Genomic DNA, 18,089 nt, shown 5'->3' on the forward strand with positions numbered 1-18,089 from the left:
TACAAAAAAAACAAAAAGGAAAAAATACCTTGTTAAGATACTTCATTTACGTAGAAATATGTCGAAATAAAACAAAGAAACCAGTATTTGATAAAAAAGTAATGAGTAAAAAGTTTTAAGTAAGTATTTTTTGAAGTAGGTGTGATAAGGATGGATAAAACAACTTGGATAGGTGTCATATTAGGAATTATTGCTGTTGTGCTAGGTATGATTTTAAAAGGAGTAGGAATAGGGGTATTAGTTAACCCAGCTGCCGTTATGATCATTATCGTTGGGACAGTAGCGTCTGTTTTAATCGCTTTCCCAGTCTCTGAAGTAAAAAGAATACCTAAAATATTAAGCGTAATATTCAAAGAAAGAGAGACGTTACAGATGTCTCAAATCATTAATCAATTTGCTGATTGGGCTCAGCTAGCGCGTAAAGAGGGGTTGTTATCATTAGAAGTAAGAATAAATGAAATCAATGATCCCTTTTTGAAGAATGGTTTATCACTTGCGGTGGATGGACAGAGCGCTGATTATATTAGAGATGTATTAAATGAAGAAATTGATGCAATGGAAGAGCGCCATCAATCAGCAGCGCAAATATTTTCACAAGCTGGCACATATGCCCCCTCTCTAGGTGTATTAGGGGCCGTCATTGGATTAATTGCCGCATTAGGAAATATGAGCGATATTAACGCATTAGGTGAAGCAATAAGCGCCGCATTTGTGGCAACGATGTTAGGGATCTTTACAGGATATGTATTATGGCATCCTTTCGCAAATAAGCTAAAGAGGAAGTCTAAAATAGAGGCAAAACATAAGAGGATGATGATAGAGGGAATTTTATCTATTTTGGAGGGAGAATCCCCACGTGTAATTGAGCAAAAATTATCTTCCTACTTACCAGGAAAAGAAAGAAAAGAATTTTTAGAAGAAGGAAGCATGGAATCATGACTAGAAGGAAGAAGAAGAGTCACGAAGATGAGCATGTGGATGAATCCTGGTTACTGCCTTATGCGGATTTACTTACATTATTAGTTGCTTTATTTATCGTCTTATTTGCTTCTAGTGCAATCGATGTTCAAAAGTTTCAAAAAATGTCCACTGCGTTTAATGAGGTTTTTTCAGGGGGGAATGGTGTTATTGATTTTCCAAGTCCAATGCCAGAAGGAAGCACGGCCCCTATAAAAAAAGAAAGTGTGTCAGCTAGTCAACTGTCTGGTCTTTCTGATGAGGAACAAGACACGGAAGAACTTAAAAAGTTAAAGGCCAAAGTTGATCACTTTATTATTAGTAATGATATTACTGATAAATTTGAAACAGAGCTTACGACTGAAGGACTTCTTGTAACGATTCGAGATAATGTATTATTCTCTTCAGGTAGTGCAGAAGTTAGAGAAAGAGATATAAACACAGCAGAAGAAATCTCTGATCTACTTATTATGAATCCTCCAAGGAATATTATTATTAGTGGGCATACGGATAATATACCGATACGGAACGCTCATTTTGAATCAAACTGGGAACTTAGTGTAATGAGAGCTGTCAATTTTATGAAAGTCCTTTTACGTAATCCGGAACTTAATCCTGAATGGTTTAGTGCCAAAGGATTTGGTGAATATAAACCTAAAGAATCGAATGACACGGCAAAAGGAAGAGAAAGAAATCGTAGAGTAGAAATTTTAATACTTCCTAGGGAATTGACACAAAACAGATAAACTTCAAAAAGTTTATCTGTTTTTTTATGAAAAATACATGAGACTTATTATAATTTGCAGAAATATCAAACTATTGTTTATAATATAGACAAATGTTTGAGGAGGGGAGTCAGTGAATGAAAAAGAGCAACAGATTTTAGATTTTATAAAAGAAAATCCGTATATTTCACAGTCTGAGTTAGCAGAGAGCTTAAATATTTCTCGTTCTACCGTAGCAGGTTATATTTCCTCTCTCTCAAAAAATGGTTATATCTCAGGTAGGGCTTATATTTTGCCAAAGCAAGATCCTATTTTATGTGTAGGAGCTGCCAATATTGATAGAAAATTGCATGCAGACGATCGATTGGATGAAGGAACATCCAATCCTGTAAAGACTGAACAAACAGGAGGTGGAGTGGCAAGGAATATTGCGGAGAATTTGGCTAGACTTGAAATGTCCGTTTCATTACTGGCTGCTATTGGTGAAGATCATGAAGGCATGTGGTTGTTAGATCGTCTTAAGCCATTAGTAGATACAACACCGTCGATTATTATACCTACTTGCCGAACAGGAACGTATACAGCAGTTTTAGATAAAGAGGGGGAAATGAAAATAGCATTATCCGATATGGGAATTAACGATATCCTCGATGTGGAAATAATTGAATCACGATGGAGGTATTTCACTTCGGCTAGTATGGTTGTTCTAGATACGAATTTCCCAAATGTTATTTTGACAAGAGTAATTGAAAAATGTAAACAATTCAATACACCGTTAAGTATAACAACAGTATCTACATCGAAAATTAAAAGACTTCCTGATCAACTACTAGGCGTCAGCTTCCTTATTGCGAATAAAGATGAGGCAAGTTTGCTCTCGGGAGTGAAACTTACAAGTGAAGGAGATTACTTTAAAGCATGTGAAATGATTTTAGCAAAAGGTGTACAAAGAGTGGTGATAACGAGAGGAGAAAATGGGCTTGTTTTTGCAACACAAGATGGAGAGGCAGGAGCTATTATGCCCCCTTATGTTCATGTCGTTGATGTTACAGGTGCTGGAGATGCATTAGCAGCAGGAATTATTTATGCACATCAAAAAGGGATGCATATAGAAGATGCATGTAAAATAGGAATGATCTGTGCGAGTGTAACGCTTACAAGTAAAGAAACAGTTCATCCACAATTAAATCCAAAGAGACTACAACAAGCCTTTAAAGAATATTTTTAAAAGGAGTTGTTACAAATGAGAAAAGATTGGTTAGATTACTCTGATGAGGTGATAGAAGCAAAGAAACAGTTAAAGCCAATTGTCGCACTCGAATCAACGATTATCTCACACGGTATGCCGTACCCTCAAAATGTACATACTGCCAAAGAAGTTGAAATGATCATCAGACAGAATGGGGCAATACCAGCAACTATTGCTATTATAAACGGAAGAATTAAGATTGGCTTATCAGACGAAGAACTTGAACTGCTTGCAACGAACGAATCAATAATGAAAGTTAGTAGAAGAGATCTCCCCTATGTTATTGCATCGAAAAAGCATGGAGCGACGACTGTTGCTGCCACGATGATTTGTGCAGAATTAGCAGGTATTGAAGTATTTGTAACAGGAGGGATCGGGGGTGTGCACAGAGGGGCGTGTGAAACAATGGATATTTCGGCCGATTTGCAAGAATTAGCAAAGACAAATGTTGCTGTCGTTTGTGCCGGTGCTAAATCGATTCTAGATATTAAATTAACAGCCGAATATTTAGAAACACATGGTGTCCCAATCATCGGTTACCGTACAGAAAAGATACCTGCTTTTTATACGAGAAAGAGCCCATATGATGTCAATATTCGTGTTGATGAGATAAAAGAGATTGCTGAAATAATGAAAGTAAAATGGGGTTTAGGTCTAAATGGGGGGCTAGTTATTGCCAATCCCATACCAGAAGCGCATGCTCTGAAAGAACAAGAAATGAATGAGATGATTGATCAAGCTCTTGTTCATGCAGAAGAACAAGGTATCACAGGAAAAGAAATCACACCATTTCTCCTATGTATGATTAAAGAATTAACAGGTGGTAAAAGTTTGGCTGCCAATATTGCATTAGTTAAGCATAATGCAGAGATTGGGGCAAAGCTTGCAATGCAATTATAATTTATATACTAATCGAACATCAATAAGCTTCTATTTTAACGAAGACTTGAAGGTTGCCTTTCAGGTAATCAATAGTTTGAACTAAAATCCCAATTTATCCCTATATATTACAATTTTCGTAATACGCTTGTCGTTTTTTGGTTGAAAATGAAGAAAAAAATTAGCAGATTTTAGAATGAACAAGTAGTAAAATGTAAATATCTACAATAATCTGAAAATAATTTAAAATTATTTTCACAAAATAGATATAAATGAAACGATGCTTCAAGTCTAAAGGGGGATTAATTTGGAAAGGTCTTTAGTGATAGAAATATTAGATGAAGAATGGCTTGCCCTTATTAAAGAAGCAAAACAATTAGGTTTAAATAAAGATGAGGTGAGAGTTTTTCTTCAAGCTAAAGAAGAGGACTAACATTATTTCTGACCAAATTTCTACCATTGTTCATTAAACGACTAAAGGTAAGATATTTATGAAGAATAAAAAAACCTTCGATAATCACCAAGATTATCGAAGGATGATTAATAACTCGTATTTTTCTTTACACATTAATGCGTATGCTTGTCCTATTTATTCCTAGTTTTCCACTTATTAAAGTCGAGAAACTCCCGAAATTCTTCTTTTGAAACCCCAGATTCCATCGCTTCTTTAACTATATTTATCCAATCAGTATCTAATTCTTCTTTATTAATTTGATCATGGATAAGGTGATCAACAGGTACATTGAGTACAGCTGCGATTTTTTCGAGGAATTGAATGGAAGGGTTCGTTTGTAAATTTCTCTCCAATGAGCTTAAGTAGGATTTTGCTACTCCTGCTTGATCCGCAAGCTCTGATAAAGACATTTTTTTCTCTTGTCTTAATGCTTTGACTCGATTTCCAATCATTTACGTTCACCCTATCTATCTTTGTTGTTAACAGTATCATAACAAAAAAAGAGAATTCAACCGCTTATGTCCGTAAATTGTAATCGCTTAGTCTTTTAATTGTAATAAAAAATTTTAAATCATTACATAACGGAGCTTTTGATAAGGAGACTGTATAAACTGAATAGATTGAATTCTTAACTTTCTAAAAGAATTTTAACAGAAAATAATTATCAAGTATAGTTGTAGAAATTGTTTTCCTTGTAGATTTATTAACATACATAGATGTTTTAAGGGAAGACTTTCAGGGAACGGACATAATATAACCAACAATATAAATCATAAAGGAGAGATAGTAAATGAGTAAAAAAATTGCTTGTCTAATTACCGATATGTTTGAGGACTCTGAATATACAGAGCCAGCAAAAAGTTATAAAGAAGCAGGACACGAAATGATAACAATTGAATCAGAAGCAGGGAAAGTGGTTAAAGGAAAACAAGGAAATGATCAAGTGACAATTGATAAAAGTATTGATGAGGTAAATCCGAATGAGTTTGATGCTCTCTTTATTCCTGGTGGATTTTCTCCAGATATATTAAGAGCAGATGATCGTTTTGTTGAATTCACGAAAAAAATGATGGATGCGAAAAAGCCTGTTTTTGCAATTTGTCATGGACCACAATTATTAATTTCTGCTAAAACATTAGAAGGTAGAGGCGCAACAGGCTATAAATCGATTCATGTAGATATGGAATATGCAGGAGCTAAACTTCAGGATAAAGAAGTAGTTGTCTGTCAGGATCAACTTGTGACGAGTCGCACACCAGATGATATTCCTGCCTTTACAAGAGAGTCTTTAAAATTACTCGGATAACTTCTGAGAAGCAAACATTGCATGATTTTTGTAAAACTTTTCATTCAGCGCTAATATTAATAAGTAGAGTATAATAACTTTTAATATAACAGTGACTGAAAGAAGGTTTTGCTATTGATCGTGTTGAAATCACCTAGAGAGATTGAAAAGATGCATGAAGCAGGTAAGGTACTTGCTGAATGTCATAAAGAGATTGCCATGAGAATTAAACCGGGTATAACCACATGGGAAATTGAAGAATTTGTTGATGCCTATCTGAAGAAAAGAGGAGCTACACCTGAGCAAAAGGGCTATCGAGGATATGAATATGCTACCTGTGCTAGCATTAATGATGAAATTTGTCATGGTTTCCCTAGAAAAGAACCGTTAAAATCAGGTGACATTGTTACGATTGATATGGTAGTCAATTATAATGGTGCCCTTGCAGATTCAGCTTGGACGTATGGTGTTGGAGAAGTGGATGAAAAGGTGTCTACCTTATTAGATGTCACGAAGGAATCATTATATAAAGGAATAGAGCAAGTGAAGATAGGCAATCGCATTGGTGATATTGGTTATGCGATTCAACAATTTGTTGAAGAGAAAGGATTCTCAGTAGTAAGAGAATTTATTGGCCATGGTATAGGGGCGAGCATTCATGAAAAGCCAGATGTCCCTCATTTTGGCCTTCCACATAAAGGGCCAAGAATAAAGGAAGGTATGGTTTTTACTATTGAACCAATGGTCAATACTGGGATGCATCATATGAAGATGGATCAAAATGGCTGGACTGCGCGGACTGTTGATGGTGGTCTATCAGCTCAATATGAACATACAATTGCTGTCGGTAAAGATGGTATTAAGATTTTAACTGAACAATAAAACTAAAAGCAGCTGCATGATTTGCAGCTGCTTATAATAAGCAATTATTTATTCTTGCGCAAGTTTCCTAATTCTTCAGCGATTGCTTGCATTTCATTTGGACTGAAATGATTCTTTTTCATAACTAAATCGTAAATATCTTTTAGTTCTTCGTACATTTCTTCGTCAAAATGAGAAGATTTAATGGCGCCGATGTTTAATACTTTTAGTTTTTCTTTAATTTTTTCGATCATAAAATCGACATTCTCAGTTGATTTCTGTGATAAATTCACTTAAGTTCCTCCCCCATATACATCAGTAGTATAATCTTTCCATGGTTAAAGTGAAAAGTCAACCATGGATAGATGTAAAACTTGCATGTTTTTATAGAAAAAAAGAAAATAAAGTGTAGGTAGATTAAAAATAAGTAAAGGAGCGAAATAAATGGGAAAATCATTGTTTTGGAAAGGTGTTGTCCTTGGAGCGCTAGCGGGCGGTGCGCTTACGATGCTAGACCGTGATACAAGAGAAAACGCAAAATCAAAATGCAGAGAAACGACAGAAAGTGCAAAATATTACATAAAAAATCCAGATGAAGCCGTTCAACAAGTGAAGGGTGTTTCTTTAAAAGTTAGAACAGCAGCCCAGCAGATCGGTGAAGATGTGGCTTTCTTAACGGCCACAATAGAGGATATTAAAACTAAAGCAATAGAAACAAGAGAAGCCATAAATGATCCTAAAAGCGAAGTAGAGGTTTCAGAAGCGACGTTAGAAGGGAATGTAAAGAGTAATTAACAAGGTTTGGGGGATCGCTGATGAAACAAGTCACTACTTTTGGAAAGGAGTTATGGGAGCGAATAGATAAGGATGATGTATTTGGCGTAGCTGCACAATTGGCTTACTTCTTTCTTCTATCACTTTTTCCATTATTAATTGTTTTAATATCATTGCTGCCATATTTTCCGATTACTCAAGAGGATATTTTTGCTATCGTTAGGGATTTCGCACCTAAAGAAATTATGTCATTATTAGAAGACAATTTGAGTGCTGTCTCAACGAAAAATGGCACCCTGTTATCAATTGGTATTATCGGTACATTGTGGTCCGCTTCCGCCGCGATTAATGGCATTATGAGGGCTTTTAATAAGGCATATGATGTTGTTGAAAGTCGATCATTTATTGTTGCAAGAGGTGTTGCAATACTTTTGACTATTTCTATGATTTTCGTATTCTTAGTTGCCTTATTATTGCCTGTGTTTGGTAAACAAATTGGGCTATTTATCTTTGATGTATTTGGATTGACTGAACAATTTTTGAGCATTTGGAATGCGCTTAGGTGGCTGGTGAGCCCGCTTGTAATCTTTATTATCTTTAGTGGATTGTACTGGTTTGCCCCTAATAAGAGGTTAACCAATGTGACAGTTATACCAGGATCACTTTTTGCTACAATTGGCTGGATTCTTTCTTCCTATGCGTTTTCATATTATGTTAGTAATTTTGGAAATTACTCAGCAACATATGGCAGTATTGGTGGCATCATTATTTTAATGATTTGGTTTTATTTAACTGGCATTATTATTATGATTGGTGGAGAAATCAACGCATTGTTAAATAAATACAGTAAAGCTAAGAACACATAGTAAAAGTTACCTGATTGTATGGTGCATGAAAATGGACAACCTAAGGTTAAGGAGGGTGAGTACATTGACTGCAAATAAAGATGGTAACACAAAACAAAAAGGTAAAAATAAACCTAAACAAAAAACATCTGGTTCTGCTAATAAGCAAAACGGCTATCATTAAAGTAAAGAAGCAGCTATCCATTCAAACATTGGATAGCTGCTTCTTTTAGTCCTTCAACAGTCTTAAGCTATTTAATATCACTAAAATGGTTGATCCTTCATGACCGATTACACCATAAGGAAGATCTAATATCTGTAGAAAATTGGAGCAAATTAACAGCATAATAACGGATATTGAGAAAACAATATTTTGTTTAATAATCGTGTTCATACGTTTGGAAAGGGAAATTGCATGAGCGATTTTAGGAAGGTCGTTTTTCATTAAAACAATATCAGCTGTTTCTAATGCAACATCTGTTCCTTCTCCCATAGCAATTCCGACATTTGCAGTTGCAAGTGCAGGCGCATCGTTAATTCCATCCCCAACCATTGCTACTTGTTGATACTGATTCCTTAATTCCTTTACATGATCGACTTTCTTTTCTGGCAAACATTCTGCAATAAAGTCTTCTACATTTGCTTCAGTAGAAATGGCTTGTGCGGTTGATTGGCTATCACCTGTTAACATAATAGTATAAATCCCTTGATCATTTAATTGTTTAACCGCAGTCTTTGTTTCTTGCCGAACTTGATCCTTTAATGCAATTAATCCACAAACCTCATGATCGCGTTCAAATAATACAATCGTTTTACCATTAGATGCTAATGTTTCTTGTTGTTCTTTTAATTCTGGCGCAAGTTCGTTATTGTTCAAAATAAATGATGGTTTACCAATTTTCCAAGTGACACCGTTCATCACAGCTTTAATGCCCCATCCTGGTACATCTTCGATTGATTCGGGCTCTAGAAGGGGAGAGCTTTGTTCTTCTTTTGTATACGTGACGATGGCAGTTGCAAGTGGATGGTTGGCATGGTTTTCAATTGATCCAACGATGCGCAAATAGTCATCACGATGCTGAGTGTGTAGTGTAATAAAATCTGTTACTTCTGGACGTCCTTTAGTTAAAGTACCTGTTTTATCAAAGGCAATGGCTTTAATATGGCCTAAATTCTCTAAGTGCACCCCACCTTTAAATAAAATTCCTTGTTTTGCGCCATTTGAAATCGCAGACAATGTAGCCGGCATAATAGAGGCGACAAGGGCACAAGGTGAGGCCACTACTAGGAGAATCATGGCACGATAAAATGTTTCGTTCCAACTCCATCCCAGTAAGAAGTGTGGGAGAAATAGCATAAGTGCCACGGTCAGTAGTACAATTTTTACATATTTTCCTTCGAAATTCTCTATAAATAACTGACTAGGGGATTTTTCACTTTGCGCTGATTGGACAAGCTGAATGATCTTTTGAAAAAGAGTTTCATCAGCTTTCTTAGTAATTTCTACCTTAATGGCTCCATTCATATTGACTGTGCCGGCATACACTTCTGCAGATAACCCTTTTGTTACAGGAATCGATTCGCCAGTAATTGTTGCTTCATCTATCGTTGTTTGTCCGTAAACGATGATTCCATCAGATGGAACGCGTTCTCCTGGTTTAACTAGAATCTTATCACCAATTTCTAATGTAGAAACGTGAACAACTTCTTCTCTATCCTCATGAATTAATAAAGCTTCTTCAGGTTGCAATTCCATTAGGCTAGATATTTCTTTTTTACTTTTATTCATCGTATATGTTTCTAGTGCGCCACTCATAGCAAAGATAAAAATAAGTATGGCACCTTCAATCCAATAACCAATAATTGCAGAGCCGATTGCGGCAAAAATCATTAGCATCTCTACATTTAATTCTCTATTAGCAATTGTTTCTTCAATACCTTCTTTCGCCTTAGCAAATCCTCCGATAATAAAAGATAAGATAAAGATGGTAATAGAAGTAGTTTCATACCCGCCTTTACTCAGTAACCAACCGATAAGAATAAAAACACCTGACGTTATCGCGGCTATAAGCTCGATATGTGGCAGTAATTTTTCGAATAATTGACTAGATGATTGCGGGTGTTTTTGCACAAGGACATTTTCTTCCATATTTCATTTCCTCCATTCTATTGAGAAGAATAATCAACATCATTACCCTTAAAAACGACGAAAGCTGCCACCATATAGGTGACAGCAGAAAAATTGCCGAATTGAAATATTTAATTGTTTTAATTTTACATTATATTGTCATTTTTGAAAAGGGATATCGTCTATATTATAGTGTTTTTTTAGCAAAAATTAACTGTGAATGGAAGGCTTACTCATCTTATGACGACCAAAATAAGCAATAATCGTAAAATTGATGAGCATCATCACACTAATAACAGCAAAAAAGCTAAGTGATTGAGTATATTGAATAAATAAACCACCTATGTATGGTCCAATAAGACTTCCTAAGCTAAAGGCAACACCACAAAGAAGATTCCCAGTAGGTAAAAGCTGAGTGGGGGTGAGATCTGTCATATAACTAATCCCCAATGAAAAAGTACTTCCAACTGCCATACCTGCTAAAAACAGTAGCAACATAAGTATGTTTACATTCTGTTCGAATATCGCAGCAGAAGAGAAAAGAATAAAACCACTCAATAAAATAATCATTAAAATATTTCTTCTCCCAAAGCGATCACTTAACATCCCTAAAGGCAACTGAAAAATAATTGCTCCCACTGCAAATGAAGTAAGCAATAACGAAACCGATGAGACTTCAATTCCCATGCGCACGGCATAAACGGGAAAGCTACCATTTATTGACGATTCTAAGAACCCGTAACTAAATGGTGGAATAAAGGCAATCCAAGCATAAGTAGATACATCGTAAAAGCGATGGAAAGTACTTTTTAGTGATTGAACAGCAATGGTTTGCTGTGGTTGCTCATTATCGAGAAAGAACACAAACCCCCAAGCAATAAAACAAAAGAGAGAAGAAATTATAAATGGAAGAGATTCGCTTATATGAACGAAAGGTGTCATAAGTGGTCCGACAGCAAACCCTATACCAAAGAATAATCCATAGATTGAAATATTTCTCCCCCTATTACGTTCAGGAGAAAATGACGTAATCCAAGTTTGCGTTGAAAAATGGAGGGCGTGGTCGCCAATTCCAATCAATAATCTTAAAATAAACCAAAACCAAAAACTTTTCCATAATGGAAATAATAAGAGGGAAGTAGCTACAAGAAGTCCCCCGATAATAATGACTGGTTTATAACCATATTTTCTTAGCGGATACTCCATGAAAGGAGAAATAAGTAAAATACCAATATACAAACCTGCTGCATTTAAGCCATTTAAACTTGAAGATACACCATCACCTTCAAAAATGATAGCGATTAGCGGTAATAGCATCCCTTGACTAAACCCTGATATCGCAACAATGAATACTAATATCCAAAACCTTACTCTTAGTTTTTTGTCCATAAAATAGCTCCAATAATTGAAAATAATAAATCTTCTACCACAATAGATATTATATGTGGAAGAAGAAATTGACAAGAGAATAATCATAATCTTTTCATAACAATCCATAAAAATGTTTATCTTAAGAAAAGTAAAGCGATTTTTTTGGAGGAGGATGGGATGAATAAGGTTTTTGCTATACTCGTATTTATTGGTGTACCGTTATCCATTATAGGAAGCCTCCTACATTGGTCCAGTACATTGATGTTTATTATTTATTGTGTTTCTATTATTGCCTTAGCTAGTTTTATGGGGCGATCGACGGAAAGTTTAAGTATTATTGCTGGTCCTAGAATAGGTGGGTTATTAAATGCGACCTTCGGCAATGCGGTTGAATTAATTATTGCGATTTTTGCATTAAAAGAGGGATTAATTGGTGTTGTTTTGGCATCGTTAACAGGAAGTGTACTAGGTAACTTATTATTAGTAGCGGGTCTTTCCTTTTTTATCGGTGGTATAAAGTTTAAGAGGCAAAGCTTCAATATCCATGATGCCCGGCATAATGCAGGCTTGCTTATTTTTGCAGTCATTGTTGCTTTCGTTATTCCAGAGATATTTTCAATGTCAATGAATGAAGAAAAAACGATGATCTTTAGTATTGGAATTAGCATCATCCTGATGGCTTTATATTTAGCTGCATTATTCTTTAAATTAGTTACACATAGAGGGGTGTATAATAACGGGGATGAAGATAGAAAAGAGAGAGTGGAGGAGGTACCAGAATGGAGCAAAGGAAAATCAATACTAGTATTAGCCCTTGCTACATTAGCTGTAGCCTATATTTCTGAAAATCTAGTCCACACATTTGAAGAAGTAGGGGAGACTTTTGGGTGGTCGGAATTGTTTATCGGCGTCATTATCGTTGCAATTGTAGGGAATGCCGCAGAGCATGCTTCCGCCATTATTATGGCAGCAAAAAATAAAATGGATATTGCCGTAGAGATTGCCGTTGGTTCTACTTTACAAGTAGCTATGTTTGTCGCGCCCATACTTGTCCTTATCTCACTATTTTTCCCTGTATCTATGCCGCTCGTATTTACAGTACCAGAATTAATCACGATGGTATCAGCTGTTTTTCTTATGGTTGTGATCTCCAACGATGGTGAGTCCAATTGGTTTGAGGGTGGCACCCTTCTAGCAGCTTATTTCATTATCGGCATAGGATTTTATTTACTCTAATAATAAAAAAACGACTCCGAGGTTAGCAGGAGTCGTTTTGAAATATTTTGAACAAAAAAGGAAACGCTTGCATTTTGTTTAAACTCATTAAGTATTTAATCGAGGACTGCTAGTATTCATTCGCTTGAATTCATTAACCACTCCTTTATGGTGTTTGTTCATAAATAAAGCGAATCGTAATGAAGCTGCCCCCCTTTCGAGTGAGTGTATACATAGTATAAAATATATAATAACTTTTGTAAATATTCTAAATATTACAAAAGTGTTACTTTTTTATTTTCCTTTATGGATAATATTCACATCATACGAAAAAACTAATGCATATGAAGTTTGAAAGGAGTAAGAAAAATGAAGAAATGGCTATATGCTTTAGTAGTGATGACCATTGGGGTAATATCCTTTCAATCAGCGACATCTGCTGAAGGAAAAATAGAGACAAAAGAGGCAACGATAGAAATACCAAGTTCTGTATTAAATGTTGAAAAGGATAATACGTATCCAAATCCAGCTCAAGATTTACCAACATTACAGCCGAGTGAATTAACGCAAGAATTAATGGAGACATCAAGAGTAAAGATAGACAACCCTGAATTAATACGTATGTTAAATGAAACAACAGTAAATAGTACACCTTTTGCCATCGGTTACCGTGCGATAGTTTATTTAGGTCAATGGCCTCTCAATTATCAATCACAAGAAACATCTCCTAATTGGGAGTTTCAAAAGATAAATACGAACTATTTTGATAATCGCGGGGGAGATGCGGTTTTTCAAATGAATTATGTTCAAGAAATGCAAAAGATTGTGAAAGGTGGACTTACTTCCAAGGTTCCACATTCGCAAGATGTAAAAAAGATGATGTTGTTGAAGGCGACAGAAAAAAGTGGATTACCTTTATCCTTTGAAACGATTGTAGGAGCAGGAACGAAAAAAGATCATAAATATCATGTTGCGATCAATCGCCTTGGCTACCTATATGCATACGCACCTGCTATAAATGAAAAAGGAAAAGTCACTTATGGTGAAGTGTATATAATGTTGAAAGGAAACAAAAAAACCTTAGTCGTGAAAAATATAACTTCTCAAGGCATTGGTGCATGGATCCCAATACAGGATCATGTCTCATTTGGATTTATTGTTTCGGAACGACCTCGATAAATAGAAAAGTGCGCCATTCCTATTGGCGCACTTTTCTATTTCTTAACTGATATATTTGCTTTTTTAGTTTGAAAATCGATTTCAGGGTAATAGCTGTCTTTTACTAACACATTTGGCCCTAAGCATCTTGCTTCACTACAATGGCAATTTAAAGACTTAGCAAGCTTCGTATCCATCCACTTATCGAAAACAGATGGAAGGGAGTCAGTTTGTATATTCCCTAATGCAGGCGTATCACCAAAGTCCGTTACAATCACATCACCAGTAAAAATGTTGACATTTAGTCTCGAACGTCCATCAGGGTCATTTCTGACAGTGACATTCTGCTCATTATGAAGACGTTGCAATAAAGCTAAATCTTCTTCATTATTACTGCATGGATAAAACGGCAATGTGCCAAAAAGCATCCAAGTATCGTGGTCACGAATATCCAATAGATGATGGATTGCTTGGCGCATTTCTTTTAATGATAACGTTTCAAGAGTAGATGCAAAATCTGAAGGGTACATTGGGTGAACTTCATGACGTTGACAATGCATTTCTTCCGTTATTTGCTTATGGATTTTCTCTAAATACGGTAATGTTCTTTTATTTAACATTGTCTCAGCAGAGACCATTACACCAGCTTGTACGAGTTCTTTACTATTCTCTATCATACGATCAAAGAGTGCCTGTCGTTGCTGTATAGATGGTTTTCTTTCCATCATAGCAAAACCGCCCTCAATAAATTCTTCTTCTGTACCCCAGTTATGAGAAATATGTAAAACATCTAAATAAGGGATAATGCTATCATACTTACCTCTATCTAATGTGAGGTTAGAATTAATTTGTGTTCGAATGCCGCGTTCATGAGCATACTTAAAAAGAGGAATCACATAGTTATTCACTGACTTCTTCGAAAGCATCGGTTCGCCTCCCGTTATGGAGAGTGAACGCAAGTGGGGGATTTCCTCTAAACGTTTGATTAATAAATCAACTGGAAGTCCATCAGGATCTTTTGGTTGCAGCGTATAACCAACAGCACAATGCTCACAACGCATATTGCAAAGGACTGTAGTTGTAAATTCAATATTGGATAAGGTTAATTTTCCATAATCATCGATATCCATATAAGCTTCCCAAGGGTCATAACTTGGTGAAATTGGTAATGTTTGAGATATCATTCAAAAAAACTCCTTTAAGTAAATCTGTAGTCATTATTCATCTAACGTAAGCTTCTGTCAACCTTTAAAGAAAAATAAAGCTTTATTGCAGCTCTATTGCATTTCATGTAGGATTAAAGTTGTGTAGAGAAAGGAGCGAATACAGTGGGCAAGTCAATTACTGATAAAGAGAATCAAGTTGCTTTCTTAAAGCAACGTCTTCATATGTTTATGGACGTATTAGATGCGATAGAACCTGAAAACACTGAGTTAGAGGATGTTGATCGCCTCATCGAAATGATTGACGACCTTGAATCCAAGGTGAGGGAATTTAATCATAGAGATTAAAAAGAAGTGGTGAAGCCCAGGAAAGAAAATTGGGTTTCACCATTTTTTTGTTTCTACTGTTGGTCTTTTCTTGACTAAAGAATGAGTATATAATGGTATACGAAAATGATTTCTAATTTTTCGCAAAAGAAATGGATCGTTCGCAAAGGGAAAGGGGAACTTTGAGAAATGAATATGGAGCAATTCCAAAAAAGTATGTACGACTTAATTGTAGAAACATCGACAAATTTACCGAAGGATGTTCGTCGGGCAATTAAGGCAGCAAAAGAAAGAGAAAGTGCTGGTACGAGATCAGCGATGAGTTTGGCAACCATTACAAATAATATCTCTATGGCAGATGATAACGTATCACCAATCTGTCAAGATACAGGTTTACCGACATTTAAGATTAAAACACCAGTTGGCGTCAATCAACTTAAATTGAAAGAAGCCATTAAAAATGCGATTGCAGAGGCTACAAAAGATAGTAAATTGAGACCGAACTCTGTTGATTCCTTAACAGGTGCGAATAGTGGAGATAATTTAGGTGGCGGAACCCCAGTCATTAAATTTGATCAGTGGGAAGAAGATTATATAGACGTTCGCTTAATTCTTAAAGGCGGCGGTTGTGAAAATAAAAATATTCAATATAGCTTGCCTGCAGAACTTGATGGTTTAGGTAGAGCTGGACGTGATTTAGATGGTATACGTAAATGTATTATGCATTCGGTTTATCAAGCACAAGGACAAGGGTGCAGTGCGGGATTCATAGGCGTAGGTATCGGAGGAGATCGTTCATCTGGCTATGACTTAGCAAAGGAACAACTATTCCGTTCTGTAGATGATGTAAACCCCAATGAAGATTTAAGAAAACTTGAAGAATATATTCTTGAAAATGCGAACGAGCTTGGCATTGGGACAATGGGATTCGGCGGAGAAACAACTTTATTAGGATGTAAAGTTGGTGTGATGAATCGTATTCCTGCTAGCTTTTTCGTATCTGTAGCCTATAACTGTTGGGCGTATCGTAGACTTGGAGTAAAAGTAAATCCTGACACAGGTGAAATTAACGAATGGCATTACCAAGATGGTGAAAAAATTAATTTTGCTGACGAAGCGGCACAAGAAACAGCTGCAACAACAGAAGCTGAACAGGAAACAAAAGTGGTAACGCTTCAAGCACCAATTACAGAAGAACAAATCCGTGAACTTAAAGTTGGCGATGTTGTCCAAATCAATGGTCGAATGTATACAGGTCGTGACGCGATCCACCATCATTTAATGGAAAACGATGCCCCTGTAGATTTAAATGGACAAGTTATTTATCATTGTGGACCAGTAATGATGAAAGATGACCAAGAGAAATGGCATGTAAAAGCAGCAGGCCCAACGACAAGTATTCGTGAAGAACCTTACCAAGGGGATATCATGAAAAAATTCGGTATTCGCGCCGTGATTGGAAAAGGCGGTATGGGACCGAAAACATTAAAGGCGCTAGAAGAGCACGGTGGCGTATACTTAAACGCAATTGGTGGAGCAGCGCAATATTATGCTGATTGCATTAAAGAAGTAGAAGGTGTAGATTTAATGAACTTCGGTATTCCAGAAGCAATGTGGCACCTGCGCGTAGAAGGCTTCACAGCAGTGGTTACAATGGATTCTCATGGAAATAGTCTTCATAGAGATGTAGACAAATCCTCATTAGAGAAGCTATCGAAATTTAAAGAACGTGTATTTTAACTTCTTTCCTCAGACACCCGCATTGCGTGGTGTCTCTTTTTTTATGTGACTTGGAAACTTTTAGCGCTCGTAATTTATTGTTGTTAGCAAACAATAAGAAAAAAAGGAGAAGCGCGATGAAAAAATTGATGATATTAGTAAGTACTTTTCTGTTTATCTGCTCAATCCCTGTCTCAGCAAGCGAATTCAGCCAAGCTCCTATCCATTGGGGAATTAAAAAAGCACAGAATGAATCACCGGCAGAAGCGGGAAAAATGCTTGATAATCTTCTTTTAAAGCATCAATCTGTCTATAAGGGAGATCCGACTAAAAAAGAGATTTATCTTACTTTTGATAATGGGTATGAAAATGGTTATACGGATCAAATTCTTGATGTGCTTAAAGAAGAACGAGTTCCGGCGACATTCTTCATTACGGGTCATTATATACGCACGGCTCCAGATTTAGTAAAAAGGATGGCAAAAGAAGGGCATATTATTGGAAACCATTCTTGGACACATCCAGATATGACAAGGATCAGTCGCGATAAATATAAACAAGAATTAGAAAAAGTAAGAGCGGAGACTGAAAAGTTAACAGGTGTGAAAAATATGTCCTATTTAAGGCCACCTCGTGGCATCTTTAACGAACAAGGATTGGCTTACGCAAACGAATTAGGCTATACGCATATCTTTTGGTCTCTAGCGTTTGTTGATTGGAAAACAGATCAACAAAAAGGATGGAAATACTCCTATGACAACATTATGAAGCAGATTCATCCAGGAAGTATATTATTATTACACACAGTATCCAAAGATAATGCAGACGCATTGCAACAAGCAATTGTGGACTTGAAAAAACGAGGATATGAATTCAAATCATTAGATGATCTCATGTGGAGCCAAACATTGGATAGCCCTTACTTATATTAACAGTCAACACCTACAATGAAGTCTAATTGTAGGTGTTTTCGATTTGT

Annotated in this window: 19 protein-coding genes; 14 read left to right on the top strand and 5 right to left on the bottom strand. The window is 36.1% G+C overall.

From position 1 onward, the window contains the following. Positions 1-150: 150 nt before the first annotated feature. The 5 genes from motA to H9655_RS16060 all read left to right on the top strand — a co-directional run bounded on the left by motA (position 151) and on the right by H9655_RS16060 (position 4,243). Positions 151-939, top strand: a complete 789-nt coding sequence (motA, locus tag H9655_RS16040; protein WP_191815852.1) for a flagellar motor stator protein MotA — start codon at positions 151-153, stop codon at positions 937-939. After that, on the top strand, positions 936-1,703 hold the full coding sequence (gene motB / locus H9655_RS16045; protein WP_191815853.1) for a flagellar motor protein MotB: 768 nt from the start codon (positions 936-938) through the stop codon (positions 1,701-1,703). The genes motA and motB overlap by 4 nt, the downstream gene beginning before the upstream one ends. Before the next feature lie 112 nt (positions 1,704-1,815). Further along, positions 1,816-2,910: a carbohydrate kinase gene (locus H9655_RS16050; protein ID WP_191815854.1), complete on the top strand. Its 1,095-nt coding sequence runs from the start codon at positions 1,816-1,818 to the stop codon at positions 2,908-2,910. Between the two features lie 15 nt (positions 2,911-2,925). After that, positions 2,926-3,831 carry a pseudouridine-5'-phosphate glycosidase gene (locus H9655_RS16055; RefSeq protein ID WP_191815855.1) on the top strand — a complete coding sequence of 302 codons (906 nt, stop codon included), beginning with the start codon at positions 2,926-2,928 and terminating at the stop codon, positions 3,829-3,831. A 286-nt stretch (positions 3,832-4,117) separates the two neighbouring features. Further along, positions 4,118-4,243, top strand: coding sequence for an anti-repressor SinI family protein (locus H9655_RS16060; RefSeq protein WP_225230685.1), 126 nt, complete (start codon positions 4,118-4,120; stop codon positions 4,241-4,243). Positions 4,244-4,395: 152 nt separating this feature from the next. On the opposite strand, the gene H9655_RS16065 is transcribed toward H9655_RS16060, so the two are convergent. After that, complete coding sequence (locus H9655_RS16065; protein WP_095370084.1) at positions 4,396-4,716, bottom strand: helix-turn-helix domain-containing protein; 321 nt, start codon at positions 4,714-4,716, stop codon at positions 4,396-4,398. Positions 4,717-5,054: 338 nt separating this feature from the next. Between H9655_RS16065 and H9655_RS16070 the strand changes: the two genes are divergently transcribed. After that, the gene (locus H9655_RS16070) at positions 5,055-5,570 is read left to right on the top strand and encodes a type 1 glutamine amidotransferase domain-containing protein (RefSeq protein WP_191815856.1); all 516 of its coding nucleotides are present in this window, start codon (positions 5,055-5,057) and stop codon (positions 5,568-5,570) included. Between the two features lie 114 nt (positions 5,571-5,684). Continuing rightward, positions 5,685-6,431, top strand: a complete 747-nt coding sequence (map, locus tag H9655_RS16075; protein ID WP_191815857.1) for a type I methionyl aminopeptidase — start codon at positions 5,685-5,687, stop codon at positions 6,429-6,431. Positions 6,432-6,475: 44 nt separating this feature from the next. Here the strand turns inward: map and H9655_RS16080 are convergent, their stop codons facing one another. Continuing rightward, positions 6,476-6,703, bottom strand: coding sequence for a DUF1128 domain-containing protein (locus H9655_RS16080; RefSeq protein ID WP_191815858.1), 228 nt, complete (start codon positions 6,701-6,703; stop codon positions 6,476-6,478). A gap of 151 nt (positions 6,704-6,854) precedes the next feature. Here H9655_RS16080 and H9655_RS16085 point away from each other — a divergent pair, with 151 nt between their 5' ends. Together H9655_RS16085 and H9655_RS16090 are read left to right on the top strand one after the other, a co-directional pair. Continuing rightward, a complete protein-coding gene (locus tag H9655_RS16085) occupies positions 6,855-7,205 on the top strand; it encodes a YtxH domain-containing protein (protein WP_191815859.1) in 351 nt (116 codons plus the stop codon). A 20-nt stretch (positions 7,206-7,225) separates the two neighbouring features. Further along, a complete protein-coding gene (locus H9655_RS16090) occupies positions 7,226-8,050 on the top strand; it encodes a YihY/virulence factor BrkB family protein (protein WP_191815860.1) in 825 nt (274 codons plus the stop codon). A gap of 208 nt (positions 8,051-8,258) precedes the next feature. Here the strand turns inward: H9655_RS16090 and H9655_RS16095 are convergent, their stop codons facing one another. Further along, the gene (locus tag H9655_RS16095; RefSeq protein WP_191815861.1) at positions 8,259-10,178 is read right to left on the bottom strand and encodes a heavy metal translocating P-type ATPase; all 1,920 of its coding nucleotides are present in this window, start codon (positions 10,176-10,178) and stop codon (positions 8,259-8,261) included. A 189-nt stretch (positions 10,179-10,367) separates the two neighbouring features. Continuing rightward, a complete protein-coding gene (locus H9655_RS16100) occupies positions 10,368-11,546 on the bottom strand; it encodes an MFS transporter (protein ID WP_404826107.1) in 1,179 nt (392 codons plus the stop codon). Between the two features lie 159 nt (positions 11,547-11,705). On the opposite strand from H9655_RS16100, the gene cax reads away from it, so the two are divergent. Next, entirely contained in the window at positions 11,706-12,764 is a 1,059-nt protein-coding gene (gene cax, locus H9655_RS16105) for a calcium/proton exchanger (RefSeq protein WP_191815864.1), read from the top strand. A gap of 348 nt (positions 12,765-13,112) precedes the next feature. Next, complete coding sequence (locus H9655_RS16110; protein WP_191815866.1) at positions 13,113-13,922, top strand: YfkD famly protein; 810 nt, start codon at positions 13,113-13,115, stop codon at positions 13,920-13,922. Between the two features lie 35 nt (positions 13,923-13,957). On the opposite strand, the gene yfkAB is transcribed toward H9655_RS16110, so the two are convergent. Next, positions 13,958-15,085 carry a radical SAM/CxCxxxxC motif protein YfkAB gene (yfkAB, locus tag H9655_RS16115; protein WP_191815868.1) on the bottom strand — a complete coding sequence of 376 codons (1,128 nt, stop codon included), beginning with the start codon at positions 15,083-15,085 and terminating at the stop codon, positions 13,958-13,960. A gap of 144 nt (positions 15,086-15,229) precedes the next feature. Between yfkAB and H9655_RS16120 the strand changes: the two genes are divergently transcribed. From H9655_RS16120 to pdaA, 3 genes are all read left to right on the top strand, one after another. Then, the gene (locus H9655_RS16120; protein WP_191815870.1) at positions 15,230-15,412 is read left to right on the top strand and encodes an SE1561 family protein; all 183 of its coding nucleotides are present in this window, start codon (positions 15,230-15,232) and stop codon (positions 15,410-15,412) included. A gap of 168 nt (positions 15,413-15,580) precedes the next feature. Further along, a complete protein-coding gene (locus tag H9655_RS16125; protein WP_318245498.1) occupies positions 15,581-17,131 on the top strand; it encodes a fumarate hydratase in 1,551 nt (516 codons plus the stop codon). Between the two features lie 116 nt (positions 17,132-17,247). Then, positions 17,248-18,042 carry a delta-lactam-biosynthetic de-N-acetylase gene (pdaA, locus tag H9655_RS16130; protein ID WP_191815871.1) on the top strand — a complete coding sequence of 265 codons (795 nt, stop codon included), beginning with the start codon at positions 17,248-17,250 and terminating at the stop codon, positions 18,040-18,042. Positions 18,043-18,089 lie beyond the last annotated feature (47 nt).

Source organism: Cytobacillus stercorigallinarum, from assembly GCF_014836495.1.
GTDB lineage: Bacteria > Bacillota > Bacilli > Bacillales > Cytobacillaceae > Cytobacillus > Cytobacillus stercorigallinarum.

Excerpts from the sequence above, each read along its gene's own strand:
- motA (WP_191815852.1), top strand. The coding sequence starts at position 151 with ATGGATAAAACAACTTGGATAGGTGTCATATTAGGAATTATTGCTGTT.
- motB (WP_191815853.1), top strand. The coding sequence starts at position 936 with ATGACTAGAAGGAAGAAGAAGAGTCACGAAGATGAGCATGTGGATGAA.
- H9655_RS16055 (WP_191815855.1), top strand. The coding sequence starts at position 2,926 with ATGAGAAAAGATTGGTTAGATTACTCTGATGAGGTGATAGAAGCAAAG.
- H9655_RS16065 (WP_095370084.1), bottom strand. The coding sequence starts at position 4,716 with ATGATTGGAAATCGAGTCAAAGCATTAAGACAAGAGAAAAAAATGTCT.
- H9655_RS16070 (WP_191815856.1), top strand. The coding sequence starts at position 5,055 with ATGAGTAAAAAAATTGCTTGTCTAATTACCGATATGTTTGAGGACTCT.
- H9655_RS16085 (WP_191815859.1), top strand. The coding sequence starts at position 6,855 with ATGGGAAAATCATTGTTTTGGAAAGGTGTTGTCCTTGGAGCGCTAGCG.
- H9655_RS16090 (WP_191815860.1), top strand. The coding sequence starts at position 7,226 with ATGAAACAAGTCACTACTTTTGGAAAGGAGTTATGGGAGCGAATAGAT.
- H9655_RS16095 (WP_191815861.1), bottom strand. The coding sequence starts at position 10,178 with ATGGAAGAAAATGTCCTTGTGCAAAAACACCCGCAATCATCTAGTCAA.
- H9655_RS16100 (WP_404826107.1), bottom strand. The coding sequence starts at position 11,546 with ATGGACAAAAAACTAAGAGTAAGGTTTTGGATATTAGTATTCATTGTT.
- cax (WP_191815864.1), top strand. The coding sequence starts at position 11,706 with ATGAATAAGGTTTTTGCTATACTCGTATTTATTGGTGTACCGTTATCC.
- H9655_RS16110 (WP_191815866.1), top strand. The coding sequence starts at position 13,113 with ATGAAGAAATGGCTATATGCTTTAGTAGTGATGACCATTGGGGTAATA.
- yfkAB (WP_191815868.1), bottom strand. The coding sequence starts at position 15,085 with ATGATATCTCAAACATTACCAATTTCACCAAGTTATGACCCTTGGGAA.
- H9655_RS16125 (WP_318245498.1), top strand. The coding sequence starts at position 15,581 with ATGAATATGGAGCAATTCCAAAAAAGTATGTACGACTTAATTGTAGAA.
- pdaA (WP_191815871.1), top strand. The coding sequence starts at position 17,248 with ATGAAAAAATTGATGATATTAGTAAGTACTTTTCTGTTTATCTGCTCA.